Annotated in this window: 24 protein-coding genes and 1 tRNA gene; 11 read left to right on the top strand and 14 right to left on the bottom strand. The window is 62.5% G+C overall.

Annotation, left to right across the window (positions count from 1 at the left end):
• Positions 1–7: 7 nt before the first annotated feature.
• Complete coding sequence (locus R4P64_RS14160; protein WP_317821312.1) at positions 8–1,138, bottom strand: Nif3-like dinuclear metal center hexameric protein; 1,131 nt, start codon at positions 1,136–1,138, stop codon at positions 8–10.
• A complete protein-coding gene (gene cobC / locus R4P64_RS14155; RefSeq protein ID WP_233363551.1) occupies positions 1,135–2,184 on the bottom strand; it encodes an Rv2231c family pyridoxal phosphate-dependent protein CobC in 1,050 nt (349 codons plus the stop codon). The genes R4P64_RS14160 and cobC overlap by 4 nt, the downstream gene beginning before the upstream one ends.
• A gap of 56 nt (positions 2,185–2,240) precedes the next feature.
• Between cobC and R4P64_RS14150 the strand changes: the two genes are divergently transcribed.
• Genes R4P64_RS14150 through R4P64_RS14140 form a run of 3 tightly spaced genes read left to right on the top strand, consistent with a single transcriptional unit; the run spans position 2,241 to position 4,334 of the window.
• Positions 2,241–2,927, top strand: a complete 687-nt coding sequence (locus R4P64_RS14150) for an HAD-IA family hydrolase (protein WP_317821311.1) — start codon at positions 2,241–2,243, stop codon at positions 2,925–2,927.
• Positions 2,914–3,390, top strand: coding sequence for a low molecular weight protein-tyrosine-phosphatase (locus tag R4P64_RS14145; RefSeq protein ID WP_317821310.1), 477 nt, complete (start codon positions 2,914–2,916; stop codon positions 3,388–3,390). The genes R4P64_RS14150 and R4P64_RS14145 overlap by 14 nt, the downstream gene beginning before the upstream one ends.
• 50 nt (positions 3,391–3,440) lie before the next feature.
• Complete coding sequence (locus tag R4P64_RS14140; protein WP_095885941.1) at positions 3,441–4,334, top strand: SURF1 family protein; 894 nt, start codon at positions 3,441–3,443, stop codon at positions 4,332–4,334.
• Here the strand turns inward: R4P64_RS14140 and R4P64_RS14135 are convergent.
• Together R4P64_RS14135 and R4P64_RS14130 are read right to left on the bottom strand one after the other, a co-directional pair.
• The gene (locus tag R4P64_RS14135; protein WP_317821308.1) at positions 4,275–5,279 is read right to left on the bottom strand and encodes a cobalamin biosynthesis protein; all 1,005 of its coding nucleotides are present in this window, start codon (positions 5,277–5,279) and stop codon (positions 4,275–4,277) included. The two genes, R4P64_RS14140 and R4P64_RS14135, sit on opposite strands and share 60 nt — an antisense overlap.
• 34 nt (positions 5,280–5,313) lie before the next feature.
• Positions 5,314–6,369 (bottom strand): type III polyketide synthase, encoded by a 1,056-nt coding sequence (locus tag R4P64_RS14130; RefSeq protein WP_033233112.1) that lies wholly within the window; start codon positions 6,367–6,369, stop codon positions 5,314–5,316.
• Positions 6,370–6,520: 151 nt separating this feature from the next.
• Here R4P64_RS14130 and R4P64_RS14125 point away from each other — a divergent pair, with 151 nt between their 5' ends.
• Positions 6,521–7,834: a glycosyltransferase gene (locus R4P64_RS14125; RefSeq protein WP_317821306.1), complete on the top strand. Its 1,314-nt coding sequence runs from the start codon at positions 6,521–6,523 to the stop codon at positions 7,832–7,834.
• 11 nt (positions 7,835–7,845) lie between these two features.
• Complete coding sequence (locus R4P64_RS14120) at positions 7,846–8,523, top strand: YceI family protein (RefSeq protein ID WP_045067125.1); 678 nt, start codon at positions 7,846–7,848, stop codon at positions 8,521–8,523.
• Here R4P64_RS14120 and R4P64_RS14115 read toward each other — a convergent pair.
• The 5 genes from R4P64_RS14115 to R4P64_RS14095 form a co-directional block, all read right to left on the bottom strand.
• Positions 8,496–10,058 (bottom strand): bifunctional 3-(3-hydroxy-phenyl)propionate/3-hydroxycinnamic acid hydroxylase, encoded by a 1,563-nt coding sequence (locus tag R4P64_RS14115; protein WP_317821303.1) that lies wholly within the window; start codon positions 10,056–10,058, stop codon positions 8,496–8,498. The two genes, R4P64_RS14120 and R4P64_RS14115, sit on opposite strands and share 28 nt — an antisense overlap.
• 155 nt (positions 10,059–10,213) lie before the next feature.
• A tRNA-Val gene (locus R4P64_RS14110) sits at positions 10,214–10,285 on the bottom strand.
• Positions 10,286–10,317: 32 nt separating this feature from the next.
• Positions 10,318–10,782, bottom strand: coding sequence for a peroxiredoxin (locus R4P64_RS14105; protein WP_033233192.1), 465 nt, complete (start codon positions 10,780–10,782; stop codon positions 10,318–10,320).
• A gap of 104 nt (positions 10,783–10,886) precedes the next feature.
• Complete coding sequence (locus R4P64_RS14100) at positions 10,887–11,312, bottom strand: DUF3052 domain-containing protein (protein WP_033233108.1); 426 nt, start codon at positions 11,310–11,312, stop codon at positions 10,887–10,889.
• A 177-nt stretch (positions 11,313–11,489) separates the two neighbouring features.
• Positions 11,490–12,020 (bottom strand): hypothetical protein, encoded by a 531-nt coding sequence (locus R4P64_RS14095; protein WP_033233106.1) that lies wholly within the window; start codon positions 12,018–12,020, stop codon positions 11,490–11,492.
• Between the two features lie 271 nt (positions 12,021–12,291).
• Here R4P64_RS14095 and aceE point away from each other — a divergent pair, with 271 nt between their 5' ends.
• The 6 genes from aceE to R4P64_RS14065 all read left to right on the top strand — a co-directional run bounded on the left by aceE (position 12,292) and on the right by R4P64_RS14065 (position 20,769).
• Positions 12,292–15,147 carry a pyruvate dehydrogenase (acetyl-transferring), homodimeric type gene (gene aceE, locus R4P64_RS14090; RefSeq protein ID WP_095885936.1) on the top strand — a complete coding sequence of 952 codons (2,856 nt, stop codon included), beginning with the start codon at positions 12,292–12,294 and terminating at the stop codon, positions 15,145–15,147.
• Between the two features lie 83 nt (positions 15,148–15,230).
• Positions 15,231–16,559, top strand: coding sequence for a PucR family transcriptional regulator (locus R4P64_RS14085; RefSeq protein WP_084702724.1), 1,329 nt, complete (start codon positions 15,231–15,233; stop codon positions 16,557–16,559).
• A 142-nt stretch (positions 16,560–16,701) separates the two neighbouring features.
• Positions 16,702–17,610, top strand: a complete 909-nt coding sequence (locus R4P64_RS14080; protein WP_033233098.1) for an ACP S-malonyltransferase — start codon at positions 16,702–16,704, stop codon at positions 17,608–17,610.
• An 83-nt stretch (positions 17,611–17,693) separates the two neighbouring features.
• On the top strand, positions 17,694–17,969 hold the full coding sequence (acpM, locus tag R4P64_RS14075; RefSeq protein WP_033233096.1) for a meromycolate extension acyl carrier protein AcpM: 276 nt from the start codon (positions 17,694–17,696) through the stop codon (positions 17,967–17,969).
• Between the two features lie 7 nt (positions 17,970–17,976).
• Positions 17,977–19,227, top strand: a complete 1,251-nt coding sequence (locus tag R4P64_RS14070; RefSeq protein ID WP_033233094.1) for a KasA/KasB family beta-ketoacyl-ACP synthase — start codon at positions 17,977–17,979, stop codon at positions 19,225–19,227.
• Positions 19,228–19,335: 108 nt separating this feature from the next.
• Positions 19,336–20,769 (top strand): acyl-CoA carboxylase subunit beta, encoded by a 1,434-nt coding sequence (locus tag R4P64_RS14065; protein ID WP_033233092.1) that lies wholly within the window; start codon positions 19,336–19,338, stop codon positions 20,767–20,769.
• Positions 20,770–20,838: 69 nt separating this feature from the next.
• Here R4P64_RS14065 and R4P64_RS14060 read toward each other — a convergent pair whose 3' ends face one another.
• The 5 genes from R4P64_RS14060 to R4P64_RS14040 all read right to left on the bottom strand — a co-directional run bounded on the left by R4P64_RS14060 (position 20,839) and on the right by R4P64_RS14040 (position 25,734).
• A complete protein-coding gene (locus tag R4P64_RS14060) occupies positions 20,839–21,345 on the bottom strand; it encodes a DUF3145 domain-containing protein (RefSeq protein WP_033233089.1) in 507 nt (168 codons plus the stop codon).
• Positions 21,346–21,468: 123 nt separating this feature from the next.
• Complete coding sequence (locus R4P64_RS14055; protein ID WP_317821297.1) at positions 21,469–22,296, bottom strand: serine hydrolase domain-containing protein; 828 nt, start codon at positions 22,294–22,296, stop codon at positions 21,469–21,471.
• Positions 22,297–22,332: 36 nt separating this feature from the next.
• Positions 22,333–23,460 (bottom strand): NDMA-dependent alcohol dehydrogenase, encoded by a 1,128-nt coding sequence (locus R4P64_RS14050; RefSeq protein WP_033233085.1) that lies wholly within the window; start codon positions 23,458–23,460, stop codon positions 22,333–22,335.
• Between the two features lie 175 nt (positions 23,461–23,635).
• Positions 23,636–24,547: a carbohydrate kinase gene (locus tag R4P64_RS14045; protein WP_317821295.1), complete on the bottom strand. Its 912-nt coding sequence runs from the start codon at positions 24,545–24,547 to the stop codon at positions 23,636–23,638.
• Between the two features lie 92 nt (positions 24,548–24,639).
• Positions 24,640–25,734: an ABC transporter ATP-binding protein gene (locus R4P64_RS14040; protein WP_233363509.1), complete on the bottom strand. Its 1,095-nt coding sequence runs from the start codon at positions 25,732–25,734 to the stop codon at positions 24,640–24,642.
• Positions 25,735–25,778 lie beyond the last annotated feature (44 nt).

Genomic DNA, 25,778 nt, shown 5'->3' with positions numbered 1-25,778 from the left:
TGGCCACCTACGACGCACTCAGGCACCACGGATCGGTGCGGATGGTGCTGACTCGACTGTGCCACTCGGGAACGAACCCGAATGCGGCGTCGACCACCGACTTCGCCTGGGCACACCACGGATATTCACTGGCCCAATGTGCAACGTCGACGAGCGCCGGTCCACCGGCCCGCAGATGCTCGTCCGCCGGATGATGCCGCAGGTCGGACGTCACGTACGCGTCGACGCCCAGCGCGGACACCACACCGAGATACGAATCGCCGGAACCGCCGCAGACCGCGACGGTACGCACCATCGCGTCGGGGTCGCCGGCCGCGCGAACGCCCCATTCCGTCGACGGCAGTGCTCCTGCGACTCGCGCCGTGAACTCACGCAGCGTTTCGGCGTGCGGAAGCTCACCGATGCGGCCGAGGCCCCGAGAACTCGGGAAGGTGGCCAGCTCGAACACGTCGAAGGCCGGTTCTTCGTAGGGATGTGCGGTGCGCAGAGCGTCGAGTACCGCCGCGCGTTCGGTGCGCGGCGCGATGACCTCGATCCGATCTTCCGAGACCTGCTCGAGAGCGCCGACGCTTCCGATTGCGGGAGTTGCCTTGTCGCCGGGAAGGAATTGCCCGGTGCCCGTGACCGTCCAGCTGCACTCGCTGTAGTCGCCGATGCGGCCGGCTCCTGCCTCGAACAGTGCGCCCTGCACTGCGTCGGTGTGGTCGATCGGCACCATGACCACCCACTTGTCCAGGGGCTGTGAGGGCTTCGGCTCGATCGGGCGCAGCACGGTCAGACCCAAGGCGTCCGCCAGAGCGTCGGAGACGCCGGGATCGGCCGAATCGGCGTTGGTGTGCGCCGAGAACAAGGCACATCCCGCTTTGATCAGCTTATGCACCAAGGCGCCCTTCGGCGTGTGCGCGCCGACGGTGTCCACTCCGCGCAGCAACAACGGATGGTGCACAACCAGCAGGTCCGCGCCGGAGGCAATTGCGTCGTCGACCACGGATTCGGTGGGATCCACGGCAAAAACCACGCGGCTCACCGAATCGGCCGGGTCACCGCACACCAATCCGACGGAGTCCCACGACTCGGCCAATGCCGGTGGGTACGCGGCCTCGAGTACAGCTATGACGTCGGCGAGGGTTGTGCTCACAAGATCTCCTTCATCGCGTCGATCAGGATCGACACCTGATGCGGCGGACGGACTGCCAACCGCAGATGATTCGGGCCGAGTCCGGGGAACGTATCGCACCGTCGAACAGCGATGCCGCGCTCGCGCAGATGCAGACGCATCGCTTCGCCATCGGCAAGTTCGAGCAGAACAAAGGGCCCTACCGCAGGCTCGTGTACCGAAATACCGTTGGCCGAAAAGCTGAGGGCGCGAAGCTCGCGGCACAACGACTCGCGATCACGGGCGATCGCAGTTGCCTTCTCCTGCGACTGCGCCACCGCCGACGGTTCACAACAGGCCCTGATCGCTTCGATCTGCAAACTTCCGAGGGGCCAATGTGCCCGGCCTTCGGTGAGCCGCGTCAGCACGTCGGCTGCTCCGAGCGCGTAGCCGCATCGCAAACCCGCCAGCGCCCATGTCTTTGTCAGACTGCGCAGCACCAGCACGTCCGGCAGAGACTGATCAGCGACACTCTCGATTTCACCTGGCACCGCGTCGCCGAAGGCCTCGTCCACGACCAGAATTCGGCCCGGCCGACGCAGTGCAAGCACATCGACTTTCGGATGCAACACCGACGTCGGATTGGTGGGGTTACCCAGAACCACCAGATCTGCCGATTCGGGGACGGCTGCGTCACGCAACAGATACGGCGGTTCCAGGATCACCTGCGTCACGGGCACACCGGCTTCCCGCAGAGCCAATTCCGGTTCCGTGAACGAGGGATGGATCAACGCAGCCGATGTCGAGCCGAGCCGGGGCAGCATCGCAAATCCCTCGGCCCCACCGGAGAGCAACAGCACTTCGTCGGGCCGTCGGCCATGGCGCGCAGCGACGGTTTCCCTGGCCCGCAGTTCCGCGGCCGCAGACGGATACGAACCGAGGCTCGACAGCTCGCGCGCCAGACGCTCCCGAAGCCACTCCGGAGGCCCGTCTCCTTGGACGTTGACGGCAAAATCGAGAAGCCCCGGCTGCGCGTCGACGTCCCCGTGGTGACGCAAACTGTCCAGGTTGTCCGCTGCGATACTCACGGTGACGAGACTACGGGCGCGGACAAGGCTCCCCACGTGCGGGATAATGAGCTTCTGTGAGCTCACTTCCCCTCGATAGTTTTCCCGTTGTCCTCTTCGACCTCGACGGAACCATCACCGATTCGGCCCCCGGAATCCACCGCGGGTTCCGTCATGCGCTGGCTACCGTCGGCCGGCCCGAACCCACCGAAGAGATGCTCGCCGCAGTCATCGGCCCGCCCATGATCGACACATTCCGCTCGATGGATATGCCCGCCGACGAGGTCGAGGCGGCGATCGGCGCGTACATCGAGCGCTACGACGCCGTCGGCTGGAGTGAAAACTCGGTCTTCGACGGTATGGACGATGTACTCGCCCGGGCCAGCGCGCACGGCACCCGCTTGGCGGTCGCGACGTCGAAGTCGGAACGGTTTGCGATTCGTATCCTCGAGCACTTCGGCCTCGCCCACTATTTCGAGTTCATCGGCGGCGCCAGCGACGACGGTTCCCGGCGGGCCAAGCCGGATGTCATCGAGCACTCGTTGACCTCGCTCGGACTTACCCCGGTAGCCGCAACCGACGGCGGCACCGCGGATGTGATCATGGTGGGCGATCGCGATCACGACGTTCTGGGAGCAGCCAAGTTCGGAATTCCCGCGCTGTTCGTCGAATGGGGTTACGGTCACGCATCCGAAGCGGACGGCGCCCGTCACTCGGTTGCGTCGACCACCGAACTGGGAGGACTACTCGATGGCCGGCACTGAGTCATTACTGCACGTGACGTTTGTCTGCACCGGCAATATCTGCCGGTCGCCGATGGCAGAGAAAATCCTGCTCGGCCATCTGCAACGCGAAGGTCTCGACGATCAGGTTCGGGTGACCAGCGCCGGTATCGACGGCTGGCACAGCGGCGAGGAAGCCGACTCACGAACCAACAAGATTCTCCTCGCGGCCAACTACCCGACCGGCCACAGCGCAGCTCAGGTCAACGACGACCACCTGTCGGCGGACCTCGTCGTACCCCTCGACACCGGCCACGATCGTGAGCTCGCTCACCTTGGCGTTCCGACGGAACGACGTCGGCTGCTGCGTTCCTTCGACCCCGATGCCGACGGGGACTCGGTGCCGGACCCCTACTACGGTGACTTCTCCGATTTCGAACTGGTCCAGGATCAGATCGAAGCGGCAATTCCGGACATCCTGGTCTGGATCCGCGAACGACTGTAGGACGCGGAGCTGAATTCACTCAGTTCGGAGAAACGGATACCGTAGTAGTCGTGCGGAGACTCAAATTCTTGTTGCGGCCCGGTTGGTTGGTACTGGCAGCTGTGGTCGGCATCTTCGCCTACATGTGCTTCACCGTGCTGGCGCCATGGCAGCTCGGAAAGAACACGTCCACCGAGTACCGCAACGATCTGATCTCCAATTCCATCAACGCGGAGACAGTGCCCATCGGCAATGTCATCGCCGACGGCACCATCGCGCCGGCCGACGAGTGGCGAAACATCACAGCCACCGGGTCCTATGTGCCCGATGCCGACATCCTCGTCCGCCTTCAGTCCGTCGAGGGTGCACCCGCCTACGAGGTCTTGACTCCGTTCGCCCTCGACGACGGCCGAACCATCCTCGTCAATCGCGGCTTCGTGCGGCCGATCACGGGTGCGGAAGCGCCTCCGATTGCCGCGCCGCCCACCGATCCCGTCACCTTGAACGGCCGGGTTCGCTTGTCGGAGGGCACGGCCCCCGGCCGAGTTCCGATGTTCGAAGACGGCGCGAAGCAGGTCTACTCCATCGACGCGGGCCCGATCGGCGAATTCATCGGCACCGATCTTGTCAACGCGTACATCCAGCTCGAGCCCGACCAGCCAGGCGGACTCGGCACCATTGCGCTCCCCCAACTCGACGCGGGCCCGTATCTCTCGTACGGATTCCAGTGGCTCGCATTCGGCATCATGGCACCACTCGGACTGGCGTACTTCATCCGTGCGGAATGGCGGGAGCGACGCAAGGAGAAGGAAGAGTCTGCCGATACAGCTGGCGACGACTCGACTCCAGCGCCGACTCCGACCCCGGCACGCACTATCGGGCGTCGCAAAAAGCCGGAGCCCGAATCAGTTCCGCGAACGGCGAAGGAAGTCAAACTTGCCGACCGCTACGGCAACAGCCGCTGACGTTATCGCGGCTCCGATCTGAACTATCGAGGACAGCCTCGACGCCCGGCGCAAATCCGTCGGCGTCGGGGCTGGTCCGTTTCCGAGCACCGGACGCATTTCGACGCCGTAGGAGTACTGCGTGCGTCCTCCGAGCGAGATACCCAATGCTCCCGCAGCGGTGGCCTCGGCCACGCCCGCATTGGGACTCGGATGCGCCGACGCGTCACGACGCCACGCGGATAGAGACTCACGCGGCGAACCGCCGACCAACGGTGCCGATGCGGCGGTGATCACACCAGTCAATCGGGCGGGCACAAGATTGACCAGATCGTCGAACCTGGCTGCGGCCCATCCGAAGTTGCGGTACTTCTCGGAGCGGTAGCCGATCATCGCGTCCAATGTGTTTGCGGCGCGGTAGACGAACAAGCCCGGGATACCGAGCACGGCACCCCACAGCAGCGCGCCCACTGTCGCGTCGGACGTGTTCTCGGCCACCGATTCCAGAGCCGCTCGGGTGAGGCCCTCCTCGTCGAGGACCGATGGATCGCGTCCGCACAGTGACGGGAGTAGGTCGCGCGCAGCGGTGAGGTCCCCACTTCGCCTGGATTCCTCGAGCCGCACGGCCATGTCGTGTCCGGTCCGCGCGAGCGACGTCCCGCCGAGCACCGCCCACGTGGCCGCGGCCATGACACCGGCGTGTGCGAGCCACCCGCCGCGTCGAGCAACGCTTTCGGAGACCAGTCCGAGTGCCCCCACTCCGGTCAACAACACCGTTACGTGCACGGTGCCCGCAACCTTGCTGTCGGAGTAGGAAACCCGCTGCAGAGCAATCGCACTCGTACCGAAACCGGCGACGGGATGAAACCTTGCTGGGTCGGCAAAGTAGCGGTCGGCCGCAAAGCCTAGGAGCAGGCCGGCGGCGCGAGCAGTGACAGGGTGACGGTTCTTGGACGCGTTGAGCACAGAACAGTTCTACCCGCGCCCGCTGCCGTCAGGTTCAGACGGCCTGGAACCGCATGGTTTCCGCGGTCAGTCCCGGACCGAAAGCCATCGCACAACCGGCCTTTCCACTGTGCTCGCCGTTCTTGTTCTGCTCCATCATCTCTGCCAGCACGAAGAGCACGGTGGCCGATGACATGTTTCCGTAGTCGTTGAGGATCTTTCGTGATGCGGCCAGATCGGTCGGCGCCAACTCCAAAGAGGTTTCGACGGCATCGAGTACGGACCGACCGCCGGGGTGCACAGCCCACAAGCCGATGTCACTCTTGTCCGCACCGGCAAGAATCAGCTTCATGCTTTCATCGTCCAAAGCGCGCGACAGGGTCCCGGGAACCTTGCCGGACAACACCATGTCGAAGCCGAGCTCACCGATTCTCCACGTGATCAGTTCCGCGGAATCGGGAACCATCACTGCCTGGAAGGAATTCATCGCCAGCCCTTCGGACTCGGCGGAGATCAGGACGGCGGCACAACCGTCGCCGAACACGAGGAACGAGAGCATCGTCTCGAGATCCTCGGACTTCTGCAGATGCAGCGAGCAGAGTTCCGTGCTGACCACGAGGACCCGCGCATTGGGCTCCGAACGAACGATGTGATGCGCCAGCTTGAGTCCGTTGATGCCGGCGAAGCAGCCCATGAACCCGATCTGCGTGCGCTCGACGGACGGGCTGATCCCACACTGTTTGATGATCTCGAAGTCGATTCCGGGAGAATAGAATCCGGTACACGTGATGACGATCAGGTGGGTGACCTCGGAGGCACGGTCACCGAGATTCAGACCGTTCACGGCGCGCACGGCCAGTGCCGGTGCGGTGCGTTCGAACTCGATCATGCGCGTTTCGGTGTTGATTCCGTTGGGGTCGCCGCTGTAAAAGTCGTCAACCGAGCTGATTCCGGAGTATCGGTGCGAAATCTGCGCCCGATCGGCCATACGGCGGAACAGCAACTGCTTGCGCCGAAGAGTGAAGGAATTGTCTGCGAACTCCACGAAGGCATCGTGTATGTCATGCTCTGGCACGACCGTCGAGATCTTGTTGATGTAGGCGGTAGTCATGTCGAGCCTCCGAGGCACTTGGTTGAAGCTTCTACAGTGTGCAGAATTCAGATGAAATCACATCGGAGAACAAAACGGGGACCTACGTCGTTTGGCGGACTGTCCAGTCTCACAATGCATCCGAGACCGATACACAGAAACAAGGAGACCGGTGAGTTCGATACTGCTCTGCAGCGCACCGCTGACAGGCCACGTTGTTCCGATGCTCGCTGTCGGAAAAGCTCTGATCGAAACGGGTCACTCCGTATCGATACTGACCGGCAACAAGTTCGCGCGGCGCGCCGACTCAGCGGGAATCACACACATCCCCCTTCCCCCCGAATGCGATTTCGACGAGCACAACATGGAAGCCGCGTTCCCCGGACGGTCACGTCGGCCCGGACCACTTCGTTCCCGATTCGACCTCGAGAGAATCTTTGTCGCATCGATGTCCGCGCAGTACAGGGCAGTTGAGCGCATCATCGAATCCACATCCGTCGATGCCGTCGCCGCCGAGAATTTGTTCATGGGATTGATCCCGCTGCTGAGCGGATCACCCGCTTCCCGACCGCGTGTATTCGCGATTTGCACATCACCTCTCATGTGCACGAGCATCGATACCGCACCGTTCGGACCGGGGTTTCCACCGTCGTCGACCCGCGCCGGACGCATCCGCAACCAGGCGCTCAACAGCGCTTTCGAGCACGGAATTCTGCGCGCCGCACAGTCGTCCGCCGACCGCCAACACCAACGACTGACCGGCACACCGATCCCGGATTTTGTTCTGAACTGGCCCATTCTCGCCGATGAAACATTTGTGCTGACCACCGAATCGTTCGAGTATCCGCGCAGCGATCGCGACCACCGATTGACGTTCAGCGGCCCGATCCTCTCGACATCGAGCAGCGATTTCACGCCACCCACCTGGTGGAACGACCTCGACGGAGACCGACCAGTGGTGCTCGTCACACAAGGGACACTCGACAACGGTGACCTGAATCGATTGATGGAACCCACAATTCGTGGCCTGGCCGATCAGGACGTACTTGTCGTCGCCACAACGGGGGGCCGCCCGATCTCCGACGTGTCGGCCACAGCCGAGAACCTCCGCGTCGCGGAGTTCCTCCCTTACGATCAACTTCTTCCCAAAGTCGATGTCATGGTCACCAACGGAGGCTGGGGCGGCGTGCACTACGCCCTCGCACACGGCGTCCCCTTGGTAGTTGCCGGAACCACCGAGGACAAAGCCGAAATCTGCCGCCGGGTGGAAATCTCCGGTACCGGCATCAACTTGCGACGCGGCACCCCACGTGCGCGTTCCATCGCCACCGCCGTCCGACGTGTCCTCGACGACAACGCGTTCCGCACGCGCGCTCAGAAATTGCAACGAGACCTCTCCGAGCTATCAGCCAGCGCAACCATCGCGGCAACCATTGCGGGGGCGTCCGAAAACGTAACTCCCCCATCTGGTTCACAATTGCACTAATCTTCGCCCTCATGAACAAACGATGGTGGTGGGTGATCGGCTCCGCGGTGGCCGTAGTGCTGGCAGTCGTACTTGCCGGACCCTGGGTGTACGCAAATTTCATTCACGGTGATCAGCCGGATGCGCTCGGACTGAGCGACGACGCCGCTCCCGCCGACGCGTCGGCAGAGATCGACGGTACGTGGACCGTCGGGCCCGGATCGAAGGCCGGCTACGAAGTGTGGGAAACGCTCCAGGGACAACGGGTCTTCGTCCGCGGACAGACCGAGAAAGTCAGCGGCACCGCGACCGTCGAATCCGAGAAGCTGACCGAGGGAACCGTCGAGGTCGCCGTTGCCACCATCGCAACCGACGACGGCCGACGCGATTTCCAGTTCAGCAACTCCGTGATGAACGCCAGCAAGTTCCCCAAGGCGACGTTCACCATCACCGAACCCGTTGACCTGAGCACAGTCCCAGCCGACGGCACCATCACCACCATCCCGATCACCGGCGAACTCACCTTGAAGGGCGAAACCCGTCCGGTGACAACTGATTTCGATATCCGCAGGTCGGCTGCAGGAATCGAAGCCGCCGGAGCCATCGATGTCACGTGGACCGATTACAAGATCGACAAGCCCACCATGTTCGCCAACATCATCGTCGAGGATGCCGGCCAGATTCAGTTCTCGATCATCCTGTCCAAGTAGTTCGCCGCGACTCGGGAACCGACCAGCGCACGCGCCCACGTGGATTCGCGCGCAGGCCCGTTCCCGAGTTTTGCATAATCCGCCACCACCCGATCCGGGCGCACGAGAACTGCGCGGGCGCGGTGTCGATCCATCCACGACGACACCGCGCGACCGGTTTCGTCACTACCGACGAGCACTTCCACAGCTCCGAGCGCCGACGCGAGAACCCTGAGATGGGTGTCCATCTCACCGCGATACACCAGAGCAAAACCAGTGCCAAGACGATCGTCGTCGCCGGCATGTTGTTGTGGAAACATCAATCCGACAGGGTTTCTCGCCAACACGGGGCGCCTCGCCAACAGCCCTGCCCGCAGCCTCGGAGAAATCGACTTCATCGCCGGTCCACTGAACCCCGGCACTCGGCACACCGCTGTCAGGATGGATTGACGCGCCTGCGAGATGAAGCCCTTTCCGCCGGCCATCACCCAGCCGATCGCCACAGCAGCTCGAACAATCTGCGTCACATGCGGTTTCCGTTCCTCCTGATAGCTGTCGAGGATCGACCGTTCAGCAGTGCCGTCCACCACCGCCGCCAGCTTCCACGCCAGATTGGCCGCGTCACGCAACCCTGCACCCATGCCTTGCCCGATGAAGGGTGGCGTCAAGTGCGCGGCATCGCCGAGCAGGAAGACGCCGTCGCGCCCCCACACGTCGGCCACAGCGGCACGGAATGTGTATCCGGTATGACGCAGCACTTCCGCTGCCTCCCAGGGCACCTCGCGGAACCACGGCGCCAGTAATGCGCGTAAGGAATCCGCCGACGCGAGTTCGTCGACACTCTCCCCGGGATTGATCCGGAACTCCCACCGGTAGCGGTCGGGGCCGATCTGCATGAACGTCGACGGGCGCGACGGGTCGCACACTTGGTAGACGCCATCCCACACGTCGAGGGAGACGCCGCACCGCACATCGACAACCAACCAGAGTTCTTCGAAATGGAGATCACGTATCGTCGTGCCGAGGAACTCGCGGGTCCGACTGTTCGCGCCGTCGCATCCGAGCACAAAATCGGCAGTGACTGTGCGCCTCCCTCCGGAATCCTGTTCCACCAGTTCAACTTCGACAACCGATCCCACGCTACGAGTCACAGTCGCCTCCACCCCGGCGACTACGGTGGCTGCGGGAAAGCCCGCAAGATTGCGCCTGAGCAGGTTTTCGAGGTCAGGCTGATCGAACATATTCGCCTGGGGCCAGCCGTGTTCTCCGACGCCCTCACGGCGTAACTCCAACAGGGTTTCCAAACTGCCGTCCACCAACCGCATCCCTCTGGCGGTTTTGCTGATTGCAGCGAATTCGTCAGCTACACCCAGCTTTTGGAGTATCCGGTGGACCTCGTCGTCGAGGTGCACCGCACGAGGAAGCGGGTAGATGCCGCGGTGGCGTTCGACGACCATGGTCTCGACACCACGTTGGGCGAGCAACGTCGCGGCGGCAATACCAGTCGGCCCAGCTCCGATGATCAGTACAGCTACATGTTGGGCGTGCGTTGGCACCGATGCTCCAGAGTTCGACGTGCAAGAGTTCGATCATCTGTGGGCGGGCACGCTACGTCAAGGGGTTCGTCAGCCAGATCAACCCGGAGACCGGACACTAGAGATAAACAAAACCCTGACCGCGCCGGAGCGCAGATCAGGGTTTTGTCATTCGGTGGGCGCGGAGGGTTTCGAACCCCCGACCGCTGGTGTGTAAAACCAGAGCTCTACCACTGAGCTACACGCCCGAACTCCCGGCGAGAACCTCACCGGGAGTGCTCTAAGACTCTAGCGCGGCAATCGCATTTGCCCAAAGCGCGTGGTCACGGGCCTCTCCGGGGCCATTCATCTCGGCAAAACGAATGATTCCGTCCTTGTCGATGACAAAGGTTCCACGATTTGCGAAGCCCAGCTTGTCGTTAAACACGCCGTACTTCTGCGCAACCTCACCGTGCGGCCAGAAATCGGAGAGCAACGGGAAGGTGTAGCCCTGCTCGGCGGACCAGATCTTGTGTGTCGGCGAAGCGCCGACGGAGATGGCCAGGATTGCCGTGTCGTCGTTTTCGAATGTCGGAAGCTCGTCGCGGACCTTGCAGAGTTCGCCCTGGCATGTTCCGGTGAAAGCCAACGGGTAGAAGACGAGCAGAACGTTTTTCTTACCGCGGAAGTCTGCGAGCGAGACTTCCTGGTTGTTCTGATCCTTCAACGTGAATTCCGGTGCCTGAGCACCAACTTCGAGAGGCATGGATTTCATCCTTCACTGACGATAGGAAAAGTTTCGGAAATATGACAGTGCATCGGACGTCGCACTTGCGTCATCCGATGCACTGTTGCTTGATGCCGGCTTGATCAGCGCTTGCCTGCCGGGCGAGCCTTCGGCTGAACGAGTCGGCTTGCCGACCAGTCACCGAGGTTCGCAGCAGACGTCTGAGTCAGTCCTGCTGTAGGGGCAGATTCAGCGATCTCGCTGGGCTCGACGTGTCCGTCGCGCCCTGTCTTAGGTGTGAGAACCCAGACAAAACCTTCGTCTGCGAGAGGACCGATGGCATCCATCAGAGCGTCGACAAGGTCTCCGTCTTCGTCGCGCCACCACAGCAGCACGACGTCAATGACTTCGTCCGAATCCTCGTCGAGCATTTCCCCGCCGATGGTTTCCTCAACCGCGGCACGAATGCCGTCGTCGGTATCCTCATCCCAGCCCAGTTCCTGCACCACCATATCGGCAGTAATCCCGAGTTTCTGAGCGTAGTTCTGGGCATCCGCCGCGGCGACCACGGTGGGGTCCTCCTTTTGTTGATGGTGCACGGAGTCCCCGCGCACCGACCGTTTAACGTTCGATTAGGGAAAGCGAACATGGTCGAAGGCGTTAGCGCAAGCCGACCACGCCGAAAACTTTTCCGGATTTGTGTCCGCAGACACGCCCGGAACCCTACGCCTTCGAAAATCTGCAGGTCACAGCGCTCCGCATTCGGTGCGGATCGAATCCCGAATTGAATTGGTTGTATCGGTGATCGAATTGATTTCGTCCGGCGAATGGTCGCGCTTGACGACGCCGGCGATCGACCGGAGGTTGTCGGCCAGGTCTCCGAACAGTCCGGACAGCGAGGCTGGGACGTCCGCGGTCGCGGTGTCGAGCCACCCTGCGAATTCGTCTGCCGAGGACGCAGCTGCCTGCGCTTTGCTCGTCACGTCGGACTCGTCGTTGTTGTTGGCGTCGATATAGGCGTTGAAGACGGCCACGTCGTCCTTCGATCGGCGTATCAGCTCTTCACAGGTCTGGAACGCGGTCTCGACCGCGTCGGCTGCAGCTTTCGACGACGACGCTGCAATCGACGCCGTCACCTCGGCCTGATAGGCAGCAGCCTGCACCCTGTTCGGAGTCGGTGATCCCTCGACGGCACCCGAACACCCCACGATCACCACAGAACCCACCGTCAACGCGCCGATCGCGACAACTAATCCACGACGTCGATACCGGTCCACGCTTTTTCCCGATCCCCTGACCGGTCCCGCCTTCATCACCGACGAATCCCCCCTCACATCGCGTTGCCACCGGCAACTCTTGCAGCCGAACGTCGAACTCGAGAACGCTACCCGACGGTAACCGGGGCCACAGTGTGCCAGGCCGACCGGGATGGTGAAAGATGAGGTACGCGCCATATTCATCATGGAAGTGGATCGGACCTAACAAGGTCCCGGTCACCTACGTAAGGACGCCCAACCACGCGTCCCTAACCCCTCTGAGGAGCACACGTTGTCTGACCTGATCCAGGGTCCCTCGTCCGAGCCGAACGCCGAGTCCGGGGGCACGGGAGTGCCAGGTTCACCATCCCCCAGCGCACCCCCTGGAGCGGACGGCCGTGTTCGCGTCATTCGCGAAGGCGTCGCGTCGTACCTGCCGGACATCGACCCGGACGAAACCACTGAATGGCTCGAGTCCTTCGACGGACTTCTGGATCGATCAGGACCTACCCGCGCCCGCTACCTCATGCTGCGCATGCTCGAACGCGCCGGCGAGAAGCACGTCGCACTGCCCGCTCTGACGTCCACCGATTACGTCAACACGATCCCGACCGAGAACGAACCGTGGTTCCCGGGCGACGAAGAAGTCGAACGCCGTTACCGCGCTTGGATCCGCTGGAACGCAGCCATCATGGTGCACCGCGCGCAGCGCCCCGGCGTCGGCGTCGGTGGCCACATCTCCACCTACGCGTCCTCCGCCGCCTTGTACGAGGTGGGCTTCAACCACTTCTTCCGTGGCAAGGATCATCCGGGCGGCGGCGACCACATCTTCATCCAGGGCCACGCCTCCCCCGGCATCTACGCGCGAGCATTCCTCGAAGGCCGTATCCCGGCCGAGCAGATGGACGGCTTCCGTCAGGAGCAGAGCCACGCCGACAAGGGCGGCGGACTCCCGTCGTACCCGCACCCCCGCCTGCTCCCCGACTTCTGGGAGTTCCCGACGGTATCGATGGGCCTCGGCCCGATGAACGCCATCTACCAGGCGCGGTACAACCACTACCTCAACGATCGCGGCATCAAGGACACCACCGATCAGCATGTGTGGGCATTCCTCGGCGACGGCGAGATGGACGAGCCGGAGTCGCGCGGTCTTGCGCACGTCGCGGCGACCGAAGGCCTCGACAATCTGACGTTTGTCGTCAACTGCAACCTGCAGCGCCTCGACGGCCCGGTTCGCGGCAACGGCAAGATCATCCAGGAGTTGGAGTCGTTCTTCCGCGGCGCAGGCTGGAACGTCATCAAGGTCGTATGGGGCCGCGAGTGGGATTCGCTGCTGCACGCCGACAAGGACGGCGCGCTCGTCAACCTGATGAACGTGACTCCGGACGGCGACTTCCAGACCTACAAGGCCAACGACGGCGCGTTCGTGCGTGATCACTTCTTCGGCCGCGACCCGCGTACCAAGGAACTGGTCAAGGACCTCACCGATCCGGAAATCTGGAACCTCAAGCGTGGTGGCCACGACTACCGCAAGGTTCACGCCGCGTACGCCGCCGCGATGGCTCACAAGGGCCAGCCGACGGTCATCCTCGCGCACACCATCAAGGGCTACACGCTCGGCAAGCACTTCGAGGGCCGCAACGCGACGCACCAGATGAAGAAGCTGACGCTGGACGACCTGAAGGCCTTCCGCGACATGCAGCACATCCCGATCTCGGATGCCGAGCTCGAGAAGGATCCGTACCTGCCTCCGTACTACCACCCAGGCAACGACGCTCCCGAGATCCAGTACATGCTCGATCGCCGAAAGGCACTCGGCGGTTTCCTGCCCTCCCGCAATACGGACGCTGCACCGCTGAAGCTTCCCGAGGACAAGACGTACGACGTCATCCGCAAGGGTTCGGGCAAGCAGGAAGTGGCCACGACCATGGCCATCGTCCGCATCCTCAAGGAACTGCTGCGCGACAAGGAGATCGGCAAGCGCATCGTGCCGATCATCCCGGACGAGGCCCGCACCTTCGGTATGGACTCGTGGTTCCCGTCGCTGAAGATCTACAACCGCAACGGACAGCTCTACACGTCTGTCGACGCCGAACTCATGCTTGCCTACAAGGAGAGCCCGGTCGGCCAGATCCTGCACGAGGGCATCAACGAAGCCGGCTCGACGGCGTCGTTCACCGCGGTCGGAACGTCGTACGCGACGCATGGCGAACCGATGATTCCGCTGTACATCTTCTACTCGATGTTCGGTTTCCAGCGCACCGGCGACGGCCTGTGGGCAGCAGCCGACCAGATGGCCCGCGGATTTGTTCTCGGCGCAACTGCCGGCCGCACGACGCTGACCGGTGAGGGCTTGCAGCACGCCGACGGACATTCGCTGCTCCTGGCATCCACCAACCCGGCCGCGGTCACCTACGACGCGGCGTTCTCGTACGAGTTGGCGCACATCGTCAAGGACGGCCTGCGTCGTATGTACGGCGGTACAGAAGGTGTTGCCGGCTTCGGCGGCGAGAACATCTTCTACTACCTCACCATCTACAACGAGCCGTACGTGCAGCCTGCCGAGCCTGCCGACCTGGACGTCGAGGGACTGCTCAAGGGCATCTACCTCTACAAGGCATCCGATGCGCAGGGCCCGAAGGCTCAGATCCTCGTTTCCGGTGTTGCCATGCCGGAAGGCCTGCGGGCTCAGCAGATGCTCGCAGACGACTGGGGTGTCTCGGCTGACATCTGGTCCGTCACGTCCTGGGGCGAACTGCGCCGCGAGGGTGTCGAGTGCGAGCGTCAGGCTCTGCTCAACCCGGGCGTCGACGCTCCGGTTCCCTTCGTCACCAACGCGTTGGCGTCGGCGCAGGGTCCCGTTGTGGCGGCATCGGACTGGATGCGCGCTGTCCCGGATCAGATCCGCCAGTGGGTTCCGGGCGACTACATCACGCTGGGCACCGACGGTTTCGGATTCTCCGATACCCGCACTGCCGCTCGTCGTTACTTCAACGTCGATGCCGAGTCGATCGCCGTGGCCGTGCTCAACGGTCTGGCCAAGGAAGGTTCGATCGACCGAAGCAAGGCCGTCGAGGCAGCTGGTCGGTACCGCATCGACGACGTGAATGCTGCCCCCGAGCAGACCGGGGACACCGGTAGCGCATAGTTTCCACCGCTACTGAGAACCACTTCCGCCCATTGCTGCGGGTGTCATCACGACATCCGCAGCGATGGGCGTAGGTTTTTGTCATGCCTGATCCTGATTCTGATGTGCCTGCATCCGGGGTACCTCCGGTAGGAGTACGACGCATCCGGTCGTCGACTTCCGGGTTGCAGGCGTCGCTGTCGCGGCGGCGTCAGGTTCGCGATCCACTGCCCGAGGCTTTGCTGCGGCGGGTCAAACAGTTCTCCGGACGGCTGGCGACCGAAGCCGTGACGGTCATGGAGGAACAACTCCCGTTCTTCGACACCCTGGACGCGTCCCACCGCGCAGACGTTCAACTTTTGGTGCAGACGTCAGTGGTGAATTTCCTCGAATGGCTCAGGCAGTTGGATTCGGAGATCAGCTTCGGATACGAGTCCTTTCCGGTCATTCCTCAAGAGTTGGCGCGGCGGCTGACGCTGCGGCAGACGGTCGACATGGTTCGCGTTGCCATGGAGTTCTTCGAGAAGTGGTTGCCGGCGTTGGCTCGCAACGATCAGCAGCTCATCGCGTTGACCGAGGCTGTTCTTCGGTACGGACGTGAACTCGGATTTGCTGCTGCATCGGTGTACGCCAGCGCCGCTGAATCGCGTGGCGCATTGGACAGCCGACTGGAAGCACTGGTGGTCGACGCCGTTGTGCGCGGCGATACCGGCTCGGACATGCTCTCGCGCGCTGCCACGTTGAATTGGGATGCGACTGCTCCGGCAACGGTCATCGTCGGATCACCGCCGCCCGATGAACGGGTCTCGGTCGCAGGAACCGTCCACGCCACTGCTGCGGCCCACGGCCGAGCGGTACTCGCAGTCGTTCAGGGCAGCCGCCTGGTGATGGTTGTCAGCGGCGACGTGACCAGCAAGTCCGCGCAGAGCGAGTTCATGCAGGATCTTCTGCGAAGCTTCGCCGGCGGCCCGGTGGTGATCGGCCCGACGACCCCAAGTCTGAGCGCCGCGCATTTCAGTGCGTCTGAGGCTTTTGCCGGAATTAAAGCGGTCGTGGGATGGCGGGGAGCGCCGCGCCCGGTGTTTGCGACGGAGCTACTGCCGGAACGCGCACTACTCGGCGATCAAGCTGCCGTCGACGCTCTCCAGGATCATCTCGTTACTCCGTTGGCGGAAAGTGGCTCCGTCTTGACCGACACTTTGGACACTTATCTCGACTGTGGAGGTGCGGTTGAGACTTGTGCACGTCAGCTGTTTGTTCATCCAAATACGGTGCGATACCGCCTGAAACGAATTACCGAAGTGACCGGTCGGGATCCAACCAATCCACGCGACGCGTACGTCCTGCGTATAGCCGCTACCGTGGGCCGATTAAGCGAAATCGATAACAAATCGGACACAACGTTCACTCCCGTCACACCGTTCACAGTGTGACAAATTGCCTTGTAACCCTTTCGCGTCCAATTCCGATGAGGAAACGCGACGTGGGAATTTGTGGGAAACCTACAAAACACACCACCAGAGTTCATCGCCACCGACATCTCGAACTTCACTGCTGCCAGTGTTCTCTTAATAAGTGATTTCCTTGCTTGCCCCGGGACAGGGCTCTCAGACACCCGGCATGCTCAGCCCATGGCTGGCATTGCCCGGAGCACAAGACCGCCTGGAAATGTGGTCGAAAGCCGCAGGTCTCGACCTCGTCCGTCTCGGAACCACCGCGACCGCGGAAGAAATCACGGACACGTCCGTGACTCAGCCCCTGGTCGTCGCAGCAGCACTGCTTGCCTACGAGGAAATCGAATCGCAGGGCCTCCTCGGAACTGGCGTCATTGCCGCCGGTCACTCGGTGGGCGAACTCGCCGCGGCGGCAATCGCGGGCGTCATCACTGCTGACGAAGCTGTCGCACTCGCAGCACTGCGCGGCGCGGAGATGGCCAAGGCATGCGCACTCGAGCCCACCGGCATGTCCGCGGTCCTCGGCGGTGACGAAGCCGAGGTACTGGCCCGCATCGAGGAACTCGGACTCGAAGCCGCTAACCGAAATGCTGCGGGTCAGATTGTTGCAGCCGGTTTACTCAGCGCCCTCGAAGAGCTTGCGGCCAGCGCACCCGAGAAGGCTCGCGTGCGGGCACTTCCCGTCGCCGGTGCCTTCCACACCCGATTCATGGCTCCGGCCCAGGACGCCGTTGCAGCTGCTGCCGCCAAGATCACCCCGTCTGATCCCACGCGCACGCTGCTGTCCAACTCGGACGGCGCACCGGTCTCCTCTGGTGCCGACGCCCTCACAAAACTTGCCGCGCAGGTAACTCGACCCGTTCGTTGGGACCTCTGCTCCGCTTCGTTGCGGACCGCAGAAGTCACCGCGATCGTCGAACTCCCGCCGGCCGGAACCCTCGTTGGTATTGCCAAGCGCGAAATGCGTGGCACTCCGACGGTGGCCCTCAAGAACCCGGAGGATATCTCCGCTCTGTCCGGACTGACCTAGCCCGGGCGCTTCACCCTGAGTTCAGCTGCCCAGAAGCTGGACTTGGTTCACCACCTCAATCGATCAAGAAGGGAGCCACACCAGTGGCCCACACTCAGGAAGAAATCATCGCGGAACTCGGCCAGATCGTCGAGGAGGTCACCGGAATCGAGCCTTCCGAGGTCACCGCTGACAAGTCGTTCGTCGACGACCTCGATATCGACTCCCTGTCCATGGTCGAGATCGCAGTTCAGACGGAAGACAAGTACGGCGTCAAGGTTCCGGACGAGGATCTGGCCGGCCTGCGCACCGTCGGCGACATCGTCGCGTACATCCAGAAGCTCGAAGCCGAAGGCGCCGAAGCCAAGAACGCAGAGTGAGCCGACCGTGACTTCCGCTTCTACCCGCAGGGGGAAATTTCCCGACATCGTTGTCACGAGCCTCGCGACGACGACGTCGGTGGCTGGTGATGTGGATGGCACGTGGAAGGCTTTGCTCGCCGGCGAAAGCGGCATCGGAGTCCTCGACGACCCGTTCATCGACGAATTCGACCTTCCGATTCGCATCGGCGGGCACCTCAAAGTTTCACCGGACGAGGGTCTGTCGAGAGTTGAAATCCGACGGATGAGCTGGGTCGAACGACTCGCGCTGACCCTCGGCCGGACTGTGTGGAGCAATGCCGGCAGTCCCGAGGTCGATCAGGACCGCCTCGCGGTTGTCATCGGCACCGGACTCGGCGGCGGCGACACGCTGATCGACGCAGTCGACAAGCTTCGCGGAGGTGGATACCGCAAGGTGTCCCCGTTCTCGGTGCAGATGGTCATGCCGAACGGGCCGGCGGCAACGGTGGGACTCGAGCTCGGCGCCCGTGGTGGCGTCATTACTCCCGTCTCCGCATGTTCGTCGGGTTCCGAAGCGATCGCCCACGCGCACCGCATGCTTGTCATGGGTGACGTGGACATGGTGGTGGCCGGCGGAGTCGAGAGCTTCATCGACGCCGTTCCCATCGCAAGTTTTGCCATGATGCGTGCGATGAGCACCAATAACGACAATCCGACCGCGGCTTCGCGTCCGTTCGACAAGGACCGCGACGGATTTGTGTTCGGTGAAGCCGGCGCGCTGATGATCCTCGAAACCGAGGAGCATGCAAAGGCGCGTGGCGCCACGATTCACGCACGTTTGTTGGGCGCGGGAATCACGTCCGACGGTTACCACATCGTGGCACCGCATCCCGAGGGTCTGGGCGCGGCTCGAGCCATGACGCGGGCAATCGAGATGGCCGGTCTCTCGAAGGCCGACATCAAGCACATCAATGCTCACGCCACCGCGACGCCGATCGGCGACATCGCGGAGGCAACGGCAATCAACTCCGCCGTGGGCAACCACGCGGCGGTGTACGGACCGAAATCCGCACTGGGACACTCGATCGGCGCTGTCGGTGCCCTCGAGTCCGTTCTGACGGTTCTGGCTGTGCGCGACGGGATCATTCCGCCGACGCTCAATCTCGACAACCAGGATCCAGAGATCGATCTCGACGTCGTCAAGGGCGAAGCCCGAACCGGCAGTTTCGATTTCGCACTGAACAACTCGTTCGGTTTCGGTGGGCACAATGTTGCGCTCGCTTTCGGCCGGGCATAGCCAGTCGTTGACCTTGTCCGCGGGTGATGTTGGAACGGAAATGACAACATCACCCGCGGGCACACCGATCGGCAGTTCTGCCGAAGGCACGTATTGAAGGAGGACGCGATGACCATCCTGGCCCCCGTGACTAAGTCCGAATCGTCGACAGATCCGCGTGATCCCCTTGCGCGCCTGGAGAATCTGTTCGATCCGGGAACCACGGTTCCGCTTCACCCGCGCGACAAGTCAGGTGTGCTCGCCGCATCCGGAAAAATCGACGGCGTCCGCACCATCGCCTACTGTTCCGACGCCACCGTCATGGGTGGTGCCATGGGCCTCGACGGATGCAAGCATCTGGTCGACGCCATCAACACCGCCATCGACGAGCAGACCCCCATCGTGGGGCTCTGGCATTCCGGTGGCGCTCGCCTCGCTGAAGGCGTCGAAGCTCTGCACGCTGTCGGACTTGTCTTCGAGGCAATGGTCCGCGCATCAGGCCTTATCCCACAGATTTCGGTTGTCCTCGGATTTGCCGCAGGCGGCGCGGCGTACGGACCGGCTTTGACCGACGTCGTCATCATGGCGCCCGAAGGTCGAGTGTTCGTCACCGGACCCGACGTCGTACGCAGTGTGACCGGCGAACAGGTCGACATGGTCTCGCTCGGCGGACCGGACACCCACAGCAAGAAATCAGGCGTCGCACACATCGCCGCGCATGACGAGTCCGACGCCCTGCATCGGGCCCGTCGACTCGTCTCCATGCTCTGCGACCAAGGCACGTTCGATCAGCGCGCCGCCGAACTCGGCGATTCCGATTTGCGGGCGATGATGCCGGCGTCGGCGAAGCGCGCGTACGACGTGCGTCCGATCGTTCACGAACTGCTCGACAACGTCGAAGGTGAGTCGAGTTTCGAAGAGCTGCAAGGTAACTACGCGCGCAGCATCGTCACAGGATTCGGCCGGATGGCCGGTCGCACTGTTGGTGTCATTGCCAACAATCCGCTGCGACTCGGCGGCTGCCTCAACTCCGAGAGCGCCGAGAAGGCCGCGCGATTCGTTCGCCTCTGCAATGCCTTCGGTGTGCCACTCGTCGTAGTCGTCGACGTCCCCGGATATCTCCCCGGCGTGTCGATGGAATGGGAAGGCGTCGTCCGCCGCGGGGCAAAGCTGTTGCATGCCTTTGCCGAAGCCAGCGTCCCCCGCGTCACCGTTGTCACCCGAAAGATCTACGGCGGCGCCTACATTGCCATGAATTCACGGGCCCTCGGTGCCACGGCTGTATTTGCGTGGCCGAATTCCGAGGTCGCCGTCATGGGCGCAAAGGCCGCGGTGGGCATCCTGCACAAGCGCGCCCTCGCCGCCGCTCCCGACGACGAACGCGAAGCCCTCCACGACCGGTTGGCCGCTGAACACGAAGCCATCGCAGGCGGCGTCGACCGGGCCGTCGAGATGGGTGTGGTGGATCGGGAAATCGATCCCGCGAAGACTCGCAGTATCGTCACGGCCGCCCTTGCCGCCGCTCCGAATGTGCGTGGGCAGCACAAGAATATTCCGCTGTAGGAACGCGTCGAACGCAAGGTGAGCCCCGCCGATAACGGCGAGGCTCACCTTTTCATTCACGCTTGCGGATCAGCTGACGCGGCGGTGCAACCACATCACTTCAGCGCCCTCGCCGGAGCATCGATACGGTTCCAACTCTTCGTCCCAGGGCGCCCCCATTGCCCGGTCGATTTCTCCGACGATGTCGCCGCCCGCGTCGATGATGGATCGAAGCCGCAGTTCGCCGACAACAACGTCTCCGTTGGCACTGGTGGAACCGCGCCACAGCCCGAGACTGGGAACGTGGCTGTAGCGCTCACCGTCCACGCCGGCACTGGGGTTCTCGGTGACCTCGAATCGAAGCTTCGGCCACGCCCGTAGTGAATCCACCAGTCGGGCACCGGTTCCGACGGGCCCCGACCAATCCGTTGTTGCACGCAGCAGTCCATTGTCTGCCAACTGCGATGTCCACCGCAGTTTGGCAGGACAGCCCAACGCGGCGGACAAAGCCCAATCCACGTGCGGGCACAGCGCTGCGGGTGACGAGTGGATGAAGACCACACCAGTCGTCAGTTCCGCGAGGTGATTCGGTTGCACTCGAGCCTCCTGCTTCGACGAGGGACGTCTTCCCCAACGACCTCTGTCGAATGTGTGAAGCAGGCTCGATTGAATAGTGTGCCTGTGTTACCCGTGTTGCGCTAGTGGAACAAGAGAAAATTGTTACCGAATGTCCGTTATAACGTGATCGGACAATTCAGTCCATAGCGGCTTTGCCCAATCACCGAAGGCGCGATCGGTCAGGACAACGCAGGCAGCGTCGATATCGGGATCCACCCACAGGAAGGTTCCGGACTGACCGAAATGGCCGAAAGTCGACGCGGAATTCTCGAGTCCGGTCCAATGCGGATTCTTTTGTCCGCGTATTTCGAAGCCCAATCCCCAATCATTAGGCCGCTTGGAGCCGTATCCCGGCAAAATACCGTTGAGCCCGGGGAATTGCACCGAGGTCGCCATTTTGTACGTCTGCGGCGAAATCAGCGTCGGGGCTAGTAGTTCAGCAGCGAAGCCGGCCAGGTCGGCCGCCGATGCCTGCGCTCCGTGGCCTGCCGGGCCGACCAGCGCCGCACTCGTCATCTTCAGCGGTTCGAACACCGCCTCAGCCAGGTAGTCGGCAAACGAAATCGAGGTTTCGTGTTCGACCAATTCGGCAAGCACCTCGAATCCCGCACTCGAATAGATCCGCTTCGACGCGACGGGAGCTTGGACGGTCCGCTCCCCGAAGGCCAGGCCGGACGCGTGAGCCAGCAGATGCCGCACCGTGGATCCTTCGGGGCCTGCTGGTTGATCCAGCTCGACGGCGCCTTCCTCCACGGCAATCAGAATTGCGTAGGCGCACAGGAGTTTTGTTACCGAAGCCAATAGGAACACGCGGTTCTGGTCGCCGTTCGACGCAGAAATGCGGCCGCCCCCGCCGGAATGTTCTCCCGTGAGGACGACCGCTGCCGCATTGTCGACGGGCCACTGATCGATGACGTCAAGACTGTGCACCCGATCAGACTACTGGCCCACGAATTCAGCTGTAGATCACCAGTCCGCTTCGGTGTAACGGATCACGCCGCGGATATTCTTGCCGTCCAGCATGTCCTGGTAGCCGTCGTTGACACCTTCGAGGGTGTACGTGCGGGTGACCATGTCGTCGAGGTTGAGCTTGCCCGCCTTGTACATCGCGAGCAGGTTCGGAACGTCCTGGCGGGCGTTGCCGCCGCCGAAGATGTTGCCCTGGAGGTCCTTCTGCAGCATCGACATCAGGAACAGATTGAGCTTGACGTCCATGTCCGTCAGATGCCCCATCGCAGTGACAACACAACGTCCGGCCTTGGCCGTAAGGATCATCGCCTCTTCGACGTATTCGCCCTTCATCTCACCGACGGTGATGATGGTCTTCTGCGCCATCCGTCCGTGTGTCGCCTCGATGATGGGTTGAATTGCCGCAGCAGCACTCTCGAACGCGTGGGTGGCACCGAACTTCAGAGCCTGCTCACGCTTCCACGGCACCGGGTCGATGGCAAAGACGTACCGCGCACCGGATGCAACGGCACCCTGCAGCGCGCTGATTCCCACGCCGCCGACGCCCATGATGACAACGTCCTCGCCTGGCTTGACGTCGGCAATGTGCGTCGCCGATCCCCAACCGGTGGGAACGCCGCAACCGACAAGCGCGGCAACCTCGAACGGAATGTCCTTGTCGATCTTCACCACCGAGGACTGGTTCACCACCATGTACGGGGCAAACGTTCCCAGCAAGCACATCGGGATCACGTTCTCGCCGCGAGCCTGAATTCGGTACGTGCCGTCACTGATTGCCTGACCGCTGAGGAGTCCCATGCCGAGGTCGCAGAGATTCTGGTGTCCGGCCGAACAGGCGGGACAGGTTCCACAGGCCGGGATGAAGGACAGCACGACGTGGTCGCCGACCTCGAGACCTGAGACCTCGGGGCCGAGTTTGGTGATGACGCCCGAGCCTTCGTGGCCGCCCATCACGGGGAACGACGGCATCGGCGTGGCGCCGGTGACGATGTGGTGATCGGAGTGGCACATTCCGGCCGCTTCCATGCGGATCTGGACTTCGCCGGCTACCGGATCGCCGATCTCGATCTCCTCGACGGACCATTTCTCGCCCAGGCCCCACAGGATTGCACCCTTGGTCTTCACGTCAGTTCACCCTTTCATTCGCACACCCGCATCTATCACTGTGACCATAGCCACAAATAGCGGAAATTGGAACGTGTTCTAACGAAAGTTTTCGTGCCGCAGGTCAGACGTCCAATTGAGCTGGGAAAACACGTGTCGGACATTTAGGAATCGGCCCGCTCAGTGGGACAACAACTCAGTGGGACAACTCTGCCGACCACGGCGGGTCCGCGCCGGGTCGTGACACCGTGACGGCGGCCGCACGCGCCGCAAACTCCAGCGCCGCCTGCCATTGAGGTGCCGTGAAGCTGCGAACAGCTACGGGATCGAGTGCGTCGTGGCGCTGCAAGTAAGCCAACAGAGCGCCGTGCACCGTGTCCCCCGCTCCGATGGTGTCGGCGACGCGGACCGTCGGCGCCGGTACCGAAACCTCGAATCCCGGTGTCAATACCGTCAATCCATCGCCGCCTCGCGTCAACAAGATTGCTCCGACACCGTCGGCCAGCCACTCACGACCGTCGACCGAACCCAGCCACGCCGCGTCGTCGTCGCTCACTTTGAGAATGTCGATGGACGGCAACCAGGTGCGGAACCGTCGACGGTACGCGTCGGGGTCGCTGATGACGGCCGGTCGAATATTGGGGTCCACCATGGTGAGTCGTCCGCGTCGATGCGCCTCGAACAGCAACGCTTCGTACGCCGACGCTCCGGGTTCCAAGACCAGCGAGAGGGTTCCGAACGAGAAGGCGCGGGCGTCGGGAAGTTCCGGCGCACTGAAAAGCCGATCCGCTGTCCCCTCCAGATAGAAGCTGTACCGGGCGCTACCGTCGTCGGAAAGATTGACGACGGCAAGTGTGGTCGGCTCCGGACCCCGTTCCACGGCACTGGTGTCCACGCCCGACGCGGTCAGCGAGTCGATCATGCGATCACCGAACGCGTCGGACGACAATCGGGAGACAAACCCGACAGCCGACCCGAGCCTGCCCAACGCGAGTGCGACGTTGAACGGTCCACCGCCGAGTTTGGGTGAGAAGTTCTCCCCCACCGGCACCAGATCGACCAGTCCCTCACCACACACCACGACGGATCGATTTCGGGTATCAGTCATCGGTAGACCTTAACTTTGAGGCGATCATGGTAATGCCCTGCTCGGCGCGATCGAGTTCGAGCGCCGAGCAGGGCACGATGTCGGATGGAGACTCAGTTACCCACGCGCTCACCCGTCGTGGGGTCGAAGAGGTGCACCGGTCCGTCTACCCGCTCGAATCCGAGCGTCTGGCCGTACTGCAGTTGCGATCGCCCACCTGTACGTGCGACGAGTGAAATCGGGTCGGCATCCGTTCCCGGCACATGGGCGTAGATGTACGACTCGTTGCCCAGTTCTTCGACCAGATCGATCTGAGCGGCGATGCCGGTTCCCGCGGGAACCACGTGGAATTGTTCCGGCCTGATTCCGACGGTGACTGAATCCAGCCCGGCGGCAGCAATTGCCGTCATCTGCTCTCGCTCCAAGGGAACGTCGACGGATCCGAATCGAACGCCGCCGGACGTGACGGGCGCCGTCACCAGGTTCATTCCCGGCGATCCGATGAAACCGGCGACAAACGCGTTTGCCGGACGATCGTAGAGCTCGGTCGGTGACGCAAACTGTTGCAACTTACCACCTTTGAGCACTGCGACGCGATCACCCATCGTCATCGCTTCCACCTGATCGTGAGTGACGTACACGGTGGTGGTTCCGAGTCGACGCTGCAATGCCGCGATTTGCGTACGCGTCTGGACCCGCAGCTTTGCGTCGAGGTTGGACAGCGGTTCGTCCATGCAGAACACCTGAGGCTCACGAACGATGGCACGTCCCATGGCAACTCGCTGACGCTGACCACCGGACAGCTTGGCGGGCTTGCGGTCCAGGTACTCCGTCAGATCGAGGAGCTTTGCAGCTTCGGCAACCTTCTTCTTTCGTTCCTCCAAAGGAACTCCACGCATCTTCAGCGCGAAACCCATGTTCTCGCCGACGGTCTTGTTGGGATACAGGGCGTAGTTCTGGAAGACCATCGCAATGTCGCGATCCTTCGACGGGACATCGGTCATGTCCTTGCCGTTGATCGTGATTGCACCGGAGTCGATGTCCTCGAGCCCGGCCAACATGCGCAGCGCAGTCGACTTTCCTGATCCTGAAGGTCCGACGAGGACGATGAACTCACCGTCCTTGATATCGAGATCGAGCGAATCGACAGCGAGGGTTCCGGCACCTTCGTAGATGCAAGACGCTTTCCGGTAAGAGATTTCAGCCATGACGAACTCCTGAAAGTGTGGGGCGAACTAGTGGATTGCGCCGG

This window comes from Rhodococcus sp. IEGM 1366, from assembly GCF_033142425.1.
Classification (GTDB): domain Bacteria; phylum Actinomycetota; class Actinomycetes; order Mycobacteriales; family Mycobacteriaceae; genus Rhodococcus_F; species Rhodococcus_F globerula.
This window is presented reverse-complemented; position numbering and strand designations above follow the sequence as displayed.

Coding starts and splice junctions, on each gene's coding strand:
- R4P64_RS14145 (WP_317821310.1), top strand. CDS start 2,914: ATGGCCGGCACTGAGTCATTACTGCACGTGACGTTTGTCTGCACCGGC.
- R4P64_RS14130 (WP_033233112.1), bottom strand. CDS start 6,369: ATGACTACCGCCTACATCAACAAGATCTCGACGGTCGTGCCAGAGCAT.
- R4P64_RS14120 (WP_045067125.1), top strand. CDS start 7,846: ATGAACAAACGATGGTGGTGGGTGATCGGCTCCGCGGTGGCCGTAGTG.
- R4P64_RS14105 (WP_033233192.1), bottom strand. CDS start 10,782: ATGCCTCTCGAAGTTGGTGCTCAGGCACCGGAATTCACGTTGAAGGAT.
- R4P64_RS14085 (WP_084702724.1), top strand. CDS start 15,231: ATGCCTGATCCTGATTCTGATGTGCCTGCATCCGGGGTACCTCCGGTA.
- R4P64_RS14065 (WP_033233092.1), top strand. CDS start 19,336: ATGACCATCCTGGCCCCCGTGACTAAGTCCGAATCGTCGACAGATCCG.
- R4P64_RS14045 (WP_317821295.1), bottom strand. CDS start 24,547: ATGACTGATACCCGAAATCGATCCGTCGTGGTGTGTGGTGAGGGACTG.
- R4P64_RS14040 (WP_233363509.1), bottom strand. CDS start 25,734: ATGGCTGAAATCTCTTACCGGAAAGCGTCTTGCATCTACGAAGGTGCC.